The sequence below is a fragment of the Candidatus Accumulibacter sp. ACC005 genome, assembly GCF_907163215.1.
Classification (GTDB): Bacteria; Pseudomonadota; Gammaproteobacteria; order Burkholderiales; family Rhodocyclaceae; genus Accumulibacter; species Accumulibacter regalis.
Window position 1 is genome coordinate 58706 of record NZ_CAJQUB010000010.1, and the last position, 15306, is coordinate 74011.

At 63.9% G+C, this 15306-nt stretch carries 18 protein-coding genes; 7 read left to right on the top strand and 11 right to left on the bottom strand.

What is annotated here, in order from left to right; translation table 11 throughout:
* Positions 1 to 44: 44 nt before the first annotated feature.
* The 3 genes from gatC (at position 45) to gatB (ending at position 3349) form a co-directional block, all read left to right on the top strand.
* Positions 45 to 341, top strand: a complete 297-nt coding sequence (gene gatC / locus QZ613_RS11920; protein ID WP_291982650.1) for an Asp-tRNA(Asn)/Glu-tRNA(Gln) amidotransferase subunit GatC — start codon at positions 45 to 47, stop codon at positions 339 to 341.
* Positions 338 to 1807: an Asp-tRNA(Asn)/Glu-tRNA(Gln) amidotransferase subunit GatA gene (gene gatA, locus QZ613_RS11925; RefSeq protein WP_291982652.1), complete on the top strand. Its 1470-nt coding sequence runs from the start codon at positions 338 to 340 to the stop codon at positions 1805 to 1807. The genes gatC and gatA overlap by 4 nt, the downstream gene beginning before the upstream one ends.
* Before the next feature lie 90 nt (positions 1808 to 1897).
* Entirely contained in the window at positions 1898 to 3349 is a 1452-nt protein-coding gene (gene gatB, locus QZ613_RS11930) for an Asp-tRNA(Asn)/Glu-tRNA(Gln) amidotransferase subunit GatB (RefSeq protein ID WP_043565707.1), read from the top strand.
* 61 nt (positions 3350 to 3410) lie between these two features.
* Here gatB and QZ613_RS11935 read toward each other — a convergent pair whose 3' ends face one another.
* Complete coding sequence (locus QZ613_RS11935; protein ID WP_291863562.1) at positions 3411 to 4040, bottom strand: hypothetical protein; 630 nt, start codon at positions 4038 to 4040, stop codon at positions 3411 to 3413.
* Positions 4024 to 4671, bottom strand: coding sequence for an orotate phosphoribosyltransferase (pyrE, locus tag QZ613_RS11940; protein ID WP_291982701.1), 648 nt, complete (start codon positions 4669 to 4671; stop codon positions 4024 to 4026). The genes QZ613_RS11935 and pyrE overlap by 17 nt, the downstream gene beginning before the upstream one ends.
* 43 nt (positions 4672 to 4714) lie before the next feature.
* On the opposite strand from pyrE, the gene QZ613_RS11945 reads away from it, so the two are divergent.
* The 4 genes from QZ613_RS11945 (at position 4715) to QZ613_RS11960 (ending at position 6800) form a co-directional block, all read left to right on the top strand.
* Positions 4715 to 5503: an exodeoxyribonuclease III gene (locus QZ613_RS11945; RefSeq protein ID WP_043565711.1), complete on the top strand. Its 789-nt coding sequence runs from the start codon at positions 4715 to 4717 to the stop codon at positions 5501 to 5503.
* A gap of 231 nt (positions 5504 to 5734) precedes the next feature.
* Positions 5735 to 6058 carry a DUF883 family protein gene (locus QZ613_RS11950; protein WP_043565713.1) on the top strand — a complete coding sequence of 108 codons (324 nt, stop codon included), beginning with the start codon at positions 5735 to 5737 and terminating at the stop codon, positions 6056 to 6058.
* Between the two features lie 15 nt (positions 6059 to 6073).
* Positions 6074 to 6493, top strand: a complete 420-nt coding sequence (locus QZ613_RS11955) for a phage holin family protein (RefSeq protein ID WP_291863565.1) — start codon at positions 6074 to 6076, stop codon at positions 6491 to 6493.
* Positions 6474 to 6800 carry a YqjK-like family protein gene (locus QZ613_RS11960; protein ID WP_043565716.1) on the top strand — a complete coding sequence of 109 codons (327 nt, stop codon included), beginning with the start codon at positions 6474 to 6476 and terminating at the stop codon, positions 6798 to 6800. The genes QZ613_RS11955 and QZ613_RS11960 overlap by 20 nt, the downstream gene beginning before the upstream one ends.
* Before the next feature lie 76 nt (positions 6801 to 6876).
* On the opposite strand, the gene QZ613_RS11965 is transcribed toward QZ613_RS11960, so the two are convergent.
* From QZ613_RS11965 to gshB, 9 genes are all read right to left on the bottom strand, one after another.
* Positions 6877 to 7608, bottom strand: coding sequence for a uracil-DNA glycosylase family protein (locus QZ613_RS11965; RefSeq protein WP_291863567.1), 732 nt, complete (start codon positions 7606 to 7608; stop codon positions 6877 to 6879).
* Positions 7575 to 8798 (bottom strand): AmpG family muropeptide MFS transporter, encoded by a 1224-nt coding sequence (locus tag QZ613_RS11970; protein ID WP_043565781.1) that lies wholly within the window; start codon positions 8796 to 8798, stop codon positions 7575 to 7577. The genes QZ613_RS11965 and QZ613_RS11970 overlap by 34 nt, the downstream gene beginning before the upstream one ends.
* A gap of 35 nt (positions 8799 to 8833) precedes the next feature.
* Positions 8834 to 9457, bottom strand: a complete 624-nt coding sequence (gene metW / locus QZ613_RS11975; RefSeq protein ID WP_043565720.1) for a methionine biosynthesis protein MetW — start codon at positions 9455 to 9457, stop codon at positions 8834 to 8836.
* Positions 9454 to 10581 (bottom strand): homoserine O-acetyltransferase, encoded by a 1128-nt coding sequence (locus tag QZ613_RS11980; protein ID WP_043565723.1) that lies wholly within the window; start codon positions 10579 to 10581, stop codon positions 9454 to 9456. Before QZ613_RS11980 ends, metW begins: the two co-directional genes overlap by 4 nt.
* A gap of 163 nt (positions 10582 to 10744) precedes the next feature.
* A complete protein-coding gene (ptsP, locus tag QZ613_RS11985; protein ID WP_043565782.1) occupies positions 10745 to 12487 on the bottom strand; it encodes a phosphoenolpyruvate--protein phosphotransferase in 1743 nt (580 codons plus the stop codon).
* Between the two features lie 8 nt (positions 12488 to 12495).
* On the bottom strand, positions 12496 to 12765 hold the full coding sequence (locus QZ613_RS11990) for an HPr family phosphocarrier protein (RefSeq protein ID WP_043565725.1): 270 nt from the start codon (positions 12763 to 12765) through the stop codon (positions 12496 to 12498).
* A 25-nt stretch (positions 12766 to 12790) separates the two neighbouring features.
* Positions 12791 to 13180 (bottom strand): PTS fructose transporter subunit IIA, encoded by a 390-nt coding sequence (locus QZ613_RS11995; protein ID WP_043565727.1) that lies wholly within the window; start codon positions 13178 to 13180, stop codon positions 12791 to 12793.
* A gap of 80 nt (positions 13181 to 13260) precedes the next feature.
* On the bottom strand, positions 13261 to 14298 hold the full coding sequence (locus tag QZ613_RS12000; protein ID WP_291863570.1) for an FAD:protein FMN transferase: 1038 nt from the start codon (positions 14296 to 14298) through the stop codon (positions 13261 to 13263).
* Positions 14280 to 15233 carry a glutathione synthase gene (gene gshB / locus QZ613_RS12005; protein ID WP_043565734.1) on the bottom strand — a complete coding sequence of 318 codons (954 nt, stop codon included), beginning with the start codon at positions 15231 to 15233 and terminating at the stop codon, positions 14280 to 14282. The genes QZ613_RS12000 and gshB overlap by 19 nt, the downstream gene beginning before the upstream one ends.
* Between the last annotated feature and the right edge of the window lie 73 nt (positions 15234 to 15306).

Here is a 15306-nt window from a genome sequence, read left to right on the forward strand (position 1 = left end):
CCTTATATGGCTACCTCGTTTAACACCTTAGTGATTTCCCAGCCATGTCGCTCACCCTAGAACAGGTCCACCGCGTTGCCCACCTTGCCCGAATTGAAATCAGCGACGGCGAAGCGCAGAGCACTCTCGGCCAGCTCAACGAAATTTTCTCGCTCATCGAAGAGATGCAGGCCGTCGACACCCGTGGCGTCGAGCCCATGGCCCACGCTCAGGACGTCGCCCAGCGCCTGCGCGCTGACCGCGTCAGCGAGGCGGGCACGATCGACCAACGCGCCGCATTTCAGGAAGTCGCGCCGGAAACCGAGGCCGGCCTGTACCTGGTCCCGAAAGTCATCGAATGATCGCCGCCAGTCTGCAGGTGCTGGCCAGGGCACTGGCCAAGAGAGAAGTGTCGAGCGTCGAGTTGACCCACCTGTACCTCGATCGCATCGCCCGTCATAACCCACAGCTCAACGCTTTCATCAGCGTCGACGAAGGCTGCAGCCTGGCTCAGGCGCGCGCCGCCGACGAGCGCCTGGCGAAGGGCGAGGGCGGTCCGCTGACCGGCATCCCGATCGCCCACAAGGACATTTTCTGCGCCCAGGGCTGGCTGACCACCTGCGGCTCAAGGATGCTGAACAATTTTGTCAGCCCCTACGACGCGGCAGTGATCACCCGTTTCAAGGCCGCGGGTGCGGTCCTGCTCGGCAAGACCAACATGGATGAGTTCGCGATGGGTTCGTCGAACGAGACCTCGTTCTACGGCCCGGTGAGGAACCCCTGGAAGGCTGACTGCGTTCCCGGCGGATCTTCCGGAGGCTCGGCCGCGGCCGTCGCCGCGGCCCTCGCTCCGGCAGCCACCGGCACCGACACCGGCGGCTCGATCCGCCAGCCCGCCGCGCTCTGCAACCTGACCGGGATGAAGCCAACCTATGGCGTCGTCTCGCGCTACGGCATGATCGCTTTCGCCTCCTCGCTCGACCAGGCCGGTCCGCTGGCCCGTTCGGCCGCGGACTGCGCGCTGCTGCTCAACGCCATGGCCGGCTTCGACGAACGCGACTCGACCAGCGTCGAACGTCCCGGCGAGGACTACTGCCGCGAAATCGACGCCGCCGCTGGCGACAGACCCCTGGCCGGATTGAAAATCGGCCTGCCGGTAGAATTCTTCGGCGAAGGCTGTCGCCCGGAAGTGATGCACCTGGTCGAAGCGGCGATTGCCGAGTACCGCAAGCTCGGCGCCGAAACGATCTCCGTCAGCCTGCCGAGCATGCAGCTCTCGGTTGCCGCCTACTACGTGATCGCGCCGGCCGAAGCGAGCTCGAATCTGGCGCGCTTCGACGGCGTGCGCTACGGCTACCGTGCCCCGGAGTACCAGGACCTCAACGACATGTACAGCAAGAGCCGCGCGCAGGGTTTCGGCGCCGAGGTCAAACGGCGCATCCTGATCGGCACCTACGTCCTCTCGCACGGCTACTACGACGCCTACTATCTGCAGGCACAGCGTATTCGCCGGCTGATTGCCAACGATTTCGCCAAGGCTTTCGGGCAATGCGACGTGATCATCGGGCCGACCAGCCCGAGTACCGCCTTCAAGCTCGGCGAGAAAGCCGCCGACCCGGTGCAGATGTATCTGTCGGACATCTATACCATCGCCGTCAACCTCGCCGGCCTGCCGGCAATTTCGCTTCCCTGCGGCTTCGCTGGCGGCCTGCCGGCGGGCTTGCAACTGATCGGCAACTATTTCGCCGAGACGCAGCTGCTGAATGTCGCCCACCGCTACCAACAGGTGAGCGACTGGCATGTGCAGCGGCCAGCCGGCTTTGACTGATGCGCGCGCCCGCGCTCGCAGCAGGCTCTCCCCCCAGCGCCGGTTGGCAGTTTGCCGCGGGCGTCGTTCTTGACGAGTGAGTAAGCAGTGATGAAAGCATGGGAAGTGGTCATCGGCATCGAGACGCACGCGCAGCTGTCGACGCGAGCGAAGATCTTCTCGGGCAGCTCGACGGCCTTCGGCGCCGAGCCCAACGTCCAGGCCAATGCCGTCGACATCGCCCTGCCCGGCGTGCTGCCGGTGCTCAACAGGGGCGCCGTCGAATGCGCGATCCGCTTCGGTCTGGCGGTTGGTGCAAAAATCGCTCCGCGATCGGTTTTCGCACGCAAGAACTATTTCTACCCCGACCTCCCCAAGGGTTACCAGATCAGTCAGTACGAATTGCCGGTCGTTGTTGGTGGCCAGCTGGCGATCGTGGTGGGCGAGAGCGAGCGAGTGGTCAAGCTGACCCGTGCCCACCTCGAGGAAGATGCGGGCAAATCCCTGCATGAATGCGCGGGGGCGAATTTCCACGGGCGCACGGGAATCGATCTCAACCGCGCCGGAACGCCACTGCTGGAGATCGTCACCGAACCCGACATGCGCTCGTCGACCGAGGCCGTCGCCTACGCCCGGGCGCTGCACGCGCTGGTGCGCTGGATCGGCATCTGCGACGGCAACATGCAGGAGGGCTCGTTCCGCTGCGACGCCAACGTTTCCGTTCGCCCGGTCGGCCAGACGGAATTCGGAACGCGGCGCGAAATCAAGAACCTGAACTCCTTTCGCTTCATGCAGCAGGCGATCGACTACGAAGTGCAATGGCAGATCGCCACCCTCGAGGATGGCGGTACGGTCGAACAGGCAACGGTCCTCTTCGACCCGCAAAGCGGCGAAACCCGCGCCATGCGCTCCAAGGAAGACGCGCACGACTATCGCTACTTTCCCGACCCCGATCTGCTGCCGCTGGTCATCGATCGCCAGTGGGTCGACGAGATTGCCCGGCAGATGCCCGAATTGCCGGCGGCGCGGCGCGATCGCCTGGCCACTGACTACGGGCTCTCGGCCTACGACGCAAAACTCCTGACCGCCTCACTCGAACTTGCCACGTACTACGAAACGGCCGTTGCCGCCGCCGGCAACTCGGGCGCCAAGGCTTGCGCCAACTGGGTAATGGTCGACCTGACCGCCCGTCTGAACAAGGAGGAACGCGACATCGGCCAGTCGCCAATCAGCGCGGAACAGCTCGGCGGCATGGTCGCGCGCATCGTCGATGGCACGATCTCGACCAATATTGCCCGCAAAGTGTTCGACGCCCTGTGCAACGGCGAAGGCCGTTCTGCCGACGAGATCATCGCCAGCCAGGGACTGCAGCAGATCACCGATGGCGATGCGCTGGAAACGCTGATTGACGAACTGCTGGCGACCAACGCGGCGATGGTCGCGGAATACAGGTCGGGCAAGGAGAAAGCCTTCAATGCGCTGGTCGGCCAGGCGATGAAGGCGACACGAGGCAAGGCCAACCCACAACAGGTCAACGCGCTGCTGCGCAAGAAGCTCGGCTGACCGCTTCGCTGCACTCGGCCGCCGGCAGCAGCACCTGCGGTGTGTTCCTTGCGCCGCGCGCTCAGCGCCGTTGAGCGGCCCGCTTGGAGATATCGCGAAAACGGCGCAAGTCCTCGTCGTACTTGAGACGAACGGCTTCCTGATCTTTTCTCTTGGAGTCGATCACCGACTCCTGCGCCCGGATCTCGTAGTCCGCATCGCGCAAGCCCTTGGCAACCTCCGCCGGCAGACGCCGATTCCTGTAGAACTCCGCCTCGTTTTCGAACGTCTTGCGACGCTTGCGTATTTCGACGATCCGCTCCTCGGCCGCCTTGATCGCCGTATCGAGATCACCCAGCGTGCGGCTGCGCATGACTTCGATATCTTTCTCGCTACCGTAGGTATTGAGCAGCGCCTGATCCTTGCGCCTCTGCTCATTCTCGAGACGCTCGCGCTCCTGCTGCTGCCGTTCTTCGGCCGCTTTCGCCGCACGCTCCTCGGCGGTCAGCGGTGCATCGACGAGTCTCGATGTCCTGCCGGATTGGCCAAGTTCGCGATAGGCGCGCCCGTAGCACGCCGACGGAAGAATGTCGCCGCAGACCTGCTTGCCCGTTTCGTCGTGGCAACAGAAAATCCGCGCTGCGGCGATACTGGAACCAGTACCCCCCACCGCCAGCGACATCAGCAAGGCGACGCTAGCTGCTGCGCGCAACGCCATATTCCTGTCGATAGCGCTCGACGGCCACCTCGCTCTGCGTGAAATCCGGACGGCCATGAAGAAAACTCAGCAAATCGTCCAGACTGGCAACAGCGATGACTGGAATATCGTAGTCCCGCTTCACTTCCTGCACCGCAGACAAGGCGCCACGACCACGTTCCATACGATCAAGGGCAATCACCACCCCGCAGGGCGTAGCGCCTGCGGCAGTGATCAGGTCGACCGATTCGCGAACCGAGGTGCCGGCCGAAATGACGTCATCGACGATCAGCACTCGCCCGGCCAACGACGCGCCGACAATATTGCCGCCTTCGCCATGATCCTTGGCTTCCTTGCGGTTGAACGAGAAAGGCAGGTTGCGCCCGGCGCGCGCCAAGGCGACGGCAATCACGGCAACCAGCGGAATGCCCTTGTAGGCCGGCCCGAACAAGCCATCGAAGCGGATACCGCTGACGCCGATCGCCTTGGCGTAGAATTCCGCCAGCCGGCCCAGCGCCGCACCGTCGTTGAACAGGCCAGCGTTGAAGAAATACGGAGAAAGCCGCCCCGCCTTGGTCTCGAACTCACCAAAGCGCAACACGTCTTGCCCGACAGCAAACTCGATGAATTCCTGACGAAAGTCCATACCGCCTTTTTCTGAAACAGGGCCGTTCCCGGCCCGGTGCCCTATGTTACGCATCATTACCCTGAATCTCAACGGCATTCGCTCGGCCTGGCGCAAGGGAGTACTTCCCTGGGCCAGCGCGCAGAATGCTGACATCATTTGCCTGCAGGAACTCAAGGCTCAACACGCAGACCTCAGCGAAGAAATGCAGGCCCCTGACGGTTTCCATGCCTACTACCGCTGCGCGGAAAAGAAAGGCTACAGCGGCGTCGGCCTGTGGTGCCGCAAGAAGCCCGAACGGGTAAGCGACATGCTCGGCAGCAGCGAGTTCGACGCCGAGGGACGCTATCTGCGCGCCGATTTTGGCAAGTTGTCGATTGTCTCGCTGTATCAACCCTCCGGCTCCAGTTCCGAGTCGCGACAGGAAGCAAAATACCGCTTCATGGCCTTCATCGACCCGCATCTGCGCGCACTCGCCCGGAGCGGACAGGAGGTCATCGTTTGCGCGGACTGGAACATCGCCCACCAGGAAATCGACCTGCGGAACTGGCGCAGCAACCGCAAGAACTCAGGATTTCTGCCCGCCGAGCGCGCCTGGGTAAGCCGCTTGCTGGATGACGGAGGCTGGTGCGACGTGTACCGGCAATTGCACCCGACCATTGGCGAGGAAGGGTACACCTGGTGGTCGAACCGCGGCCAGGCATGGGCCAACAACGTCGGCTGGCGACTCGACTACCAGCTCGCCACCGCGGCCATCGCCGCAACGGCCACGAACGCCGCGGTCTATAAGCAGCAGCGCTTCAGTGATCATGCGCCGCTGACCATCGACTACAATTTCGACCTGCACGGGTAAGGCTCCTGCAGACCGCAGGAGCGCCGGGCGCATGCCCCTGACGTTGAGGACAGGAGACGATGTCTTTTGCGAGCGTGCATTGATCTTGCGTGCCTAGTTCTATAATCTGAAACATCCATGACGAATCGTTTGCTGGGCCACGACTCCTCTTCGCTCTTCGCACTTTCTTCTTCCTGCATCGCGATTGCCCTGCTCCTCTTTTCCTGATCACTTTCTACTGCGAGGTCTACCATGCCCGACGTCAACAGCGAATTTTCCACCGCCAGCAAACAGAAGCTGGTCTCCGACATGAAGATCGTGGTTTCCGATGCAGAGGAGATTCTGCGCGCAACCGCCGGCGTTGCCGGCGAGAAGATGGGCGACCTGCGCGAACGTATTGGCGAGAGCCTGCGCGACGCCAAGCTTCGCCTGGCCGACGCTGAAGTGGCGGTGGTCGATAGAACCAAGGCAGCGGCACGTGCCACCGACGACTTCGTGCACGAGAATCCGTGGCGGGCCGTCGGCGTCGCGGCCTTCGTCGGCCTGCTGCTCGGTGCGCTCATCAGTCGCCGCTAGGCATAGCCCGGCGCCATGAGCGACACCGGGTTCAGCGCTGGGAACGGCCGCAGCGGCCTGCTTACCGGCGCCAGGAATTCTGCGCTGGCGCTACTCGGCAGCGGGCGGACGCGGCTCGAACTCCTGGGCAATGAGCTCAAGGAGGAAAAGCTGCGCGCCGTCCGTCTGCTCCTCCTCTCGCAGATGCTGGCCTTCTGCCTGGCACTGGGCACGATTCTGCTGGTGGGTTTGCTGGTCATCGTGTACTGGGACCAGCGCGTCGTCATCCTGGCCTCTGGCAGCGTGCTGTTCATTGCGGGCAGTGGTCTTGCCTACCTGGCTCTGCAACGAGCCATGCGCCGGCCGGATCATCTATTCGCAGCCAGCCTGGCCCAACTCGAAGAGGATCTCCGCCAACTGAAACGCGCGGCCGGCGATGAATCAAGAGCTGATTGACATCGCCGTCGAGCGCGGCCGACTGATCGAGCGCATCAGCAACCAGCGGCAAATTCTGGCTCGCGACCTGCAGCCCGTCGCTGAAAGCCTGCACACCGCCGATCGCGCAATCATAAGCGTTCGCCAGGGCGCCGCTTACCTCAAGCAACACCCCGAAATCGTCGCCGTCGGCGTCGCTGTGCTGATCGTCGTCAAACCCGGCCGCGTCTGGCGCTGGAGCAAACGTGGCTACTTCGCGTGGCGCGCCCTGAGCGCGCTGCGCCGACAGTTGACCGATCTTGGAGTACTCGCTCGCCAGCGGCCATAGCGAGCGGCACCCAGTGCGACCGGGGGGCCGTCAGCGTGCTCGTCAGCCCGGAAGGCAGCGCGACGCCGCGCTGCCTTCACGGCCAAACACCAAGCGCAACAAGCTGCCGGGTGGCGGCTTCCGCCCAGCCACGGTTGGCCGCCGGGCTGGCCGGACTCGGATGCAGCACTCGCCCGATCTTGACGCCTGTCCCGGCCAGTGCCGCCAGCGCCCGCGCCTCGGCAAAAGCGCCGACGCCAATCACCCATTCCGGCTGCAGAACGGCGACCAAGGTCTGCAGGTGGCTATCGCAGGCGGCACGCAAGGCCACTCCCTCTTCGCCGGGCACCTTGTCCGGGGTGAGATTGCGAGCACGCGCAAAGAAAGCCAGGGGACAATAATTGGCGACAAAATGATCGGCAAAGAAGCGCTCGGCGCAGCCAAAGCGGTCGCGGAACAATCCCCACAGGCGCCGCCCGCTGACCTCTGAACGCGTGCAGGCGAATCCTTCGATTGGCCGCCAGGGATTCTCCAGCGCCGGCTTCTCAACGGTCGCCACGATTCCCAGCCAGTCGCGCACCAGCGCAATCTCGCCGAAAGGCACACCGCACTGGACCATCCCGAAAGGGCCGGGATTCATGCCGAGAAACACCACCCGGCGGAGGCCGACAGCGTAGCGCCGCAGGTACATCTCATGCGCCGCCCAGGCGTAGGTCAGCGGGTCGTAGGTATGGCTGACCGGCGGAGCGAAGCGCAACCCGGCGAGTCCTGCCGACAGCTGTCGGGCGGCAGCGATCAGTCTTTCGGCGACGCCGGTGTCTCGTTCCATGGAGCGACTTTCAAGAGCAGCAGCATGCCCGGGAGCGCGAGCCCGAAACACAGAAAAAAGAAGCTCACCCAGCCCAGCGACTCGACCAGTGCGCCAGCCGTGGCGTTGATGAAGGTTCGCGGAACGGCCGCCAGGCTGGTGAACAAGGCGAACTGGGTGGCCGTAAACGCCGGGTTCGTGGCCCGCGCGATGAACGCCGTAAACGCCGCCGTGCCAAGCCCGACACCCAGGTACTCGGCGGCGATGACGCTCGCCAGCGCCACTCGATCAATGCCCTCGATGCTCGGCTGCACGCCGCGCCAGGCCAACCAGGCGAAACCGAGAATGGTCGCCATCTGCACCACGCCGAACAGCCAAAGCGCGCGGTTGATACCCAGGCGCACCATCCACAGGCCGCCAAGCAGGCCGCCAAATACCGCCGGCCACAGGCCGGCGTGTTTGGCGATCACGCCGATGTCGGTCATGCTGTAGCCGAGGTCGAGGTAGAACGGCGTAGACAGGCTGGTGGCCAGCGAATCGCCAAGCTTGTAGAGAAAGATGAAGCCGAGAACCAGCGCGGCTCCCAGCCAGCCTTTGCGGCCGATGAATTCGTGAAAGGGCTCGATGACCGCTGCGCGCAGGGTCTTGGGGGCCGCTGCCGCGAGCGGTTCGTCGACCAGCAGCACCATCACCATCCCGGGAACCATGAAGGCGGCGGTAATCCAGAAGACCTGCGCCCAGGGAATCAGGTCGGCCAGAATCAGCGACAGCGATCCCGGTACCAGTCCGGCGATCCGGTAGGCGTTGACATGCACGGCATTGCCAAGCCCGAGCTCTTCGTCATGCAGGATTTCGCGGCGAAAGGCATCCAGGGCGACATCCTGCGTCGCCGAAAGGAAGGCCAGCGCGACCGAGAGCCAGATCACCGGCGTCAGATTGGTCGCCGGCGAGAAGCCGCCAAGCAGACCGATCGACAAGAGCAGGCCAATCTGCGAAACCAGCGTCCAGCCCCGTCGGCGACCGAGCGGCAGGCGATAGCGATCGAGCAGCGGCGCCCAGAGAAATTTCCAGGTATAGGGGAACTGGATCAGGGCGAAGAAACCAATGATCTTGAGGTCGACGCCGTCGCTGCGCAGCCAGGCCGGAAGCAGGTTCAGCAAGAGGTAGAGTGGCAGTCCTGAACTGAACCCGGTGAACACACAGATGAGCATCCGCCGCGTCAGCAGCAGGCGCAACCAGTCAGGCGTCAAGATTTGCGTCCGAGCCGATAGAAAGCCAGGCTGCCGTTGAGGTTCGGGTCGTCGGCCACCTCCCGGCCAGCCTCGTCGAAGGCCAGGCGCTCACGAATCTCGATACCGAGCCGGGCACACAGATCTTCGAAATCGACGATGGTGAAAAAGCGCACGTTCGGAGTGTCGAACCAGTCGTAGGGCAGATCCTCGGACACCGGCATGTGCCCGGCGGCAATCGCCGCGCGGTTGCTGCGGTAAGCGAAGTTCGGGAAGCTGACCACCGCTTCGTGAGCGACGCGCAACATCTCGCTGAGAATGCGTTCGGTGGTATGCATGGTCTGCAAGGCCTGCGAAATGATCGCGCGATCGAAAGAGTGGTCCTCGAAGCCCTGCAGGCCCGATTCGATGTTCATCTGGATCACGTCGACGCCGTTGCGAATACAGCCGAGAACGCTTTCCTGGTCGATTTCGACGCCATAGCCGGTCACATCGCGCGTCTCGTCGAGGTAACGCAACAACCTGCCGTCGCCACAACCAAGGTCGAGAACGCGCTCGCCGGGTTGCAGCCAGTTGGCGATCACCGCGAAATCGAAGCGCTCGCGCTGCTCGGCCTTGACTCTCCTCTCGTGCTCGGTCATACGGCGATGTTCTCCAGATAGGCGCGCAGCAGGGCGTGATAATGCTGATCGTCGAGGAGGAAGGAATCGTGGCCGGCGTCGCAGTCGATCTCCGCATACACGACGCGCAGGCCGTTCTGCAGCAGCGCGAAGACGATTTCCCGTGAACGCGCCGGTGCAAAACGCCAGTCGGTCGAAAAGCTGGCGACGAAGAACCTCGCCTTGGCACGTGCCAGGGCGCTCGGCAGGTGCCCGGCGTAGGCGTAGGCGGGGTCGAAGTAGTCGAGCGCCTTGGTCATCATCAAATAGGTATTGGCGTCGAAGAAAGCGGCGAACTTGTTGCCCTGATAGCGTAGGTAGGACTCGATTTCGAAGTCCACGTCGTAACTGAACTTGTGCTCGCCATGGCGCAGCTGCCGCCCAAACTTCTCGGCCATCTGACTATCCGAGAGATAGGTGATATGGCCAACCATTCGCGCCAGCCGCAAGCCACGCGTCGGCAACACCCCGTGTTCGGCGTAGTGCCCGCCATGGAAATCCGGATCGGAGATGATCGCCTGCCGCGCCACCTCGTTGAAGGCGATGTTCTGCGCCGAAAGCTTGGGTGCCGAAGCGATGACCATCGCGTGCCGGATGCGGTCGGGGAACTGCAACGACCATTCGAGCGCCTGCATGCCACCGAGGCTGCCGCCAAGCACTGCCGCCCAGGTGTCGATGCCCAGATGGTCGGCCAGCCTGGCTTGCGCCGCGACCCAGTCCTCGACGGTGACCAGGGGAAAATCAGCGCCGTAGCGCTTGCCGGTCTCCGGCTTGATCGAGAGCGGGCCGGTCGAACCGTAGCAGCCGCCCAGATTGTTGACCCCGATGACGAAGAACCTGTGGGTATCGAGTGGCTTGCCGGGTCCGACCAGGTTGTCCCACCAGCCGATGTTCTCGCGATCGTCGGCATAGAAGCCGGCGACGTGGTGACTGCCGGCCAGCGCATGGCAGACCAGCACGGCGTTGGAACGGTCCGCGTTGAGCGTGCCATAGCTTTCGTAGGCGAGCTCGAAACCGGGCAGCACGGCACCGCTCTTCAGTGTCAGCGGCGTGTCGAAGCGCACGCGCTGCGGCGTAACGAGTCCGACAGAGTTCTCTGGTGACATCGCGATCGTTTGAGTAACCGAGGCAGGAGAAAAAAACCCAGTCAGCTGGCAAGGCGGACTGGGCATGCCGCGCTTTAGCCGTATTTATAGGGCGCCCGCAAGCTGATCGTTCAAATCGGCGCCAAGGCCGCGAAAGTTACCCGCAGCCTGCGAAAAAGTCAATTCAGGCGTTGAGCTTGTCGAGCTGCTCGCGAATCTTCCCGGGCTCCTCGTAACGCAGCAAACGGCGAACGATCGGCGCCAGCTCCGCGCAGTTGCTCTGCATGATGCGCTGCTTGACCGACAGGATCTGCGCCGGATGCATCGAGAACTGGCGTAAACCCATTCCCAGCAGCAGGCGCGTCAGCTGGGGGTCGCCGGCCAGCTCGCCACAGATCGAAACCGGTATGTGCACCTTTTCGGCACTGGCGATGGTGTGCGCCAGGAGCATCAGGACGGCCGGATGCAGCGGATCGTAGAGGTGCGCCACCTGCTCGTCGCTGCGATCGATGGCCAGCGTGTACTGAATCAGGTCGTTGGTACCGATCGACAGGAAGTGAAGGCGGCGCAGAAAGAGTCCAACCGCCAGCGCTGCGGCCGGGATCTCGATCATCGCTCCGACTTCGATCGCCTCGTCGAACGGACAGTTCTCGCCGCGCAGGGTCGCCTTCGCGCGCTCGATGGCCGCCAGCGTCTGGTCGATCTCGTGCGCCTGCGAAAGCATCGGAATCAGCAACTTGATCTTGCCGAACTGCGACGCGCGCAGGATGGCGCGCAACTGCGTCTGGAACATCTTCGATTCGGCGAGCGACAGCCGGATCGCGCGCAGGCCGAGCGCCGGATTGCTTTGCATGCGCTCCCCGGCGACCTTCTCCGGATGCAGGTCCTTGTCATAACCGAGATCGAAGGTACGGATGGTGACCGGGCGACCGATCATGCCCTTGACCACCGTTCGGTAGGCCTCGAACTGTTCGTCTTCGGTCGGCATGTCGCCGCGGTCGAGAAACAGGAACTCGCTGCGAAACAGGCCGACTCCTTCGGCGCCGCCGTCGAGCGCATTGGCAACGTCTCCAGGCAGCTCGATATTGGCATGCAGCGCGATATCGACACCGTCGAGCGTCGACGACTTTGCCGTCTTGAGACGCCTGAGCTTCGTGCGTTCGAGCTCGATCTGACTTTTTCTGAGGCGATATTCGTCCAGGATGCGCGGATCGGGGTTGACGATCAGCACGCCGCGAGTGCCATCGACAATCAGGTTTTCCTTGTCGCGGATCAGTTGCCGGGCATTGTGCAGGCCAAGCACCGCCGGGATGCGCAGGCTGCGTGCAAGAATCGCCGTGTGCGAGGTCGAGCCGCCAACGTCGGTGACGAAGGCCGCGAAATGGTGCTCCTTGTAGGCGATGACGTCCGCGGGCGAGAGATCGTGCGCAACGACGATCAGATCCTCTTCCTTGACCCCCTTGCCGGTGCGCATCGCCATTCGCCCCGGCTGTCCGATGAGTTCCTTGATCACCCGTTCGACGACCTGGCGCACGTCGTAGCTGCGCTCGCGCAGATACTGGTCTTCAAAGCTCTCGAATTGCCCAACCAGCACTTCCATCTGCTGCACCAGTGCCCATTCGGCGTTGCAGCGGCGTTCGCGAATCAGCTGCTTGGGCGTCTCGGCAAGCTCCGGGTCGGCGAGAATCATCGTATGCAGGTCGATGAACGCGCCGAACTCGCCGGGCGCATGCTGCATGCGCTCCTTCAGGCTGGCAAACTCCTCGCGGACGCGCTCCAGCGCGTCCTCGAAGCGCGCCACCTCCCTGTCTACCAGGCGTGGCGCGATGACCAGGTGCGAGACCTCGAGTGTCGCGTGCGACATCAGATGCGCCTGACCGATCGCTATGCCGCCGGACACCGGCAGGCCATGCAGCGTAAAACTCATGTTGGAACTCATTCGGCCTCGCCAAATCTTTCGGCAATCAGAGCCAGAATGGCCTCGCTGGCCGCCTGCTCGTCGTTGCCCGTCGTCTCGACAATGACCGTCGATCCCTTGCCCGCAGCGAGCATCATCACCCCCATGATGCTCTTGGCGTTGATGCGACGGGCGCCCTTCTCCATCCACACGTCGCTGTCAAAGCTGCTGGCCAGCTGGGTCAGCTTCGCCGAGGCACGCGCGTGCAGGCCCAGCTTGTTGAGAATGACTGTTTCAGCACGTACCATTCGCGGCTCCGATCGTCGTCAGCGGCTAGGGTGTGGGCAGCTTCATCACGCCATCGTGAGCACCACTGACGGCCTTCTGAAGAATGGTTTCCATGCCCTTGTCGCGATAGGTCAGCGCGCGCAGCAGCATCGGCAGGTTCACGCCGGAAACACCTTCGACGCGGCCGGGCTGAAGCAGTTTGAGCGCCAGATTGGCCGGCGTCGCGCCAAAGATGTCGGTCATCACCACCACCCCTTCGCCGCCGTCGACTTCCTTGAGCAGCAGGCGCGCCCGCGGCAGGATATCGAGCGGGTCGTCCTGCGGTGCGACGCCAAATTGTGCGATGAGTGGCGGACGTTTGTTGAGCACATGACAAACGTTCTGGATCAGGCTTTCGCCAAAGCAGCCGTGCGTTATCAGAAGAATGCCGATCATTGCGCCCACCCGTCAAAACAGGCCGCCATTCTAAGCGATTCCGCGCCCCCGGGGCACTCTCCACACGATCGCTGAACCGCTCATGGAAGGATTTCGAGCGCCGACGGCTCGCCGCCGACGTAATCGAGGCGAGCGTGCAGCGCGCGACTGACCTGTACCCGGCCTTCAGCATCGACCCTGAGAACCTGCTGCAGCTGCAATCGCCGCGCCAGACGCGGCCAGTCGGCGCCGGCAATGAACAGCGGCTTGGAGGCGACGTCGGAGAGCGTTCCCGCGTCGGAACGTCGGCTGACCAGTACCGTCAGCGCCTGCGTGTGCCTCACCGGCTCGGCGCTGCGCGGATCGAGCAGGTGGCAGTAGCGCCGGCCATCGACCTCGAAGTAGCGTTGGTAGTCACCGGAGGTGCCAATCGCCTCGCCATCGTCGAGTTCGACCGTCGCCAGCGGACCCGGCTGGCGCGGATGCTGGATGCCCACCCGCCAGCGCTCGCCGTTCTTGCTCCCGAGGGCCAGGACGTTGCCACCGATGTTGATCAGCGCGTTGTGCACACCCTGCGCCTTGAGAATACCCGCCGCGCGGTCGAGCGCGACGCCCTTCAGGTAGCCGCCGAAATCGAGTGCCAGCCGCGTGTTCCGGCTGCTGACCTGCAATTCGTCGAGTTGCAGATCGGCGATGCCCGCCGGTGCCGCCCGCCAGGCGGCGAGCGCGCTTGCCGCGGGCAGGGTCGCCGGCATTTCGTCCGACTGAAAACCCCAGAGGGCGATCAGGGCGCCGATCCCGGGGTCGAAAAGCCCGTCGCCGAGCAGCGAAAAACGCTGCGCGTCGGCCAGCAGGTCGGCCATTTCCGACGTCACCGTCGACGACCGGCCAGCGGCCAGCGCCTGATTAAGACGGCTCAGCTCGGAAGGCTGCCAGGCGTGATAACTGCGGTGCAGGCGGTCGAACTCGCGCAGCACGGCCGCCGCGGCCGGACGCGCCGCGGCCTCGGAGAGGCCGGCGATGAGGACCTCGACACGGGTACCGAAAACGAAGGCCTGCTGCTGGTGCAGCGGCGCACGGCCGCAGGCAGCAAGAAAACAGGCCAGCGCACAAAGGAAAACTAGGCGGCCGGCGCGCACTCACGTTCCAGCGCCGTAACGAACAGCTCGGCAGCGTCGAAGCCGGTCTGCTCGGCAATCTCGACGATGCACGTCGGGCTGGTGATGTTGATCTCGGTCAGCCAGTCGCCGATCACGTCGAGGCCGATGAAGAACAGGCCACGCGCCGCGAGCACGGGCGCCAGCGTCGTCGCGATCTGGCGATCGCGCGCGCTCAGTTCGCGCGCCACGCCCCGCCCGCCGACCGCCAGGTTGCCACGCGTCTCGCCGGGTTTCGGAATGCGCGCCAGGCAATAGGGAACGACTTCGCCGCCGACGATCAGGATCCGCTTGTCGCCGTCGTCAATCTCCGGAATGTAGCGCTGGGCAATCACCGTGCGTGCGCCATTGTGCGTCAGGGTCTCGACGATCACATTGCGGTTCGGGTCATCGCGACGAACACGGAAGACGCCCGTCCCGCCCATGCCGTCGAGCGGCTTGACGATGGTATCCCGCTCGAGATCGATGAAAGCGTGGATCAGCGCCGGAACGCGCGCGACCACGCCGGGGACCGCAAACTGTGGAAATTCAGCCACCGCCAGCTTCTCGGAATGATCACGCAGCGCACGCGGCCGATTGAGAACGCGCGCGCCCTCTGCCTCGGCGCGCTCGAGCAACCAGGTACTGGTCACGTATTCCGTGTCGAACGGGGGATCCTTGCGCATCAGCACGGCGGCAAAATCGCGCAGCGCGACGACGTGACGGTCAACCTCGACAAACCATTCGTCATCGTCGGCGAGCATTTCCAGGTGCACCGCTTCGGCACAGACGCCATGCAGCGCCGACCAGTGTATCGCCGACTGCTGCACCACCCACACCGCATGCCCGGCGGCCTGCGCGGCGCGCATCAAGGCGATACTGGTGTCCTTGTACGCCTTCAGCGACGGCAGGGGATCGACCACGAATGCTATACGCATGAAAACTGCTCCTCCGCGGGGGCCGTGCGCTCGAGTTCGAGCGCCGCGGCGGGTTGGGCCAGTCGGGCCACGA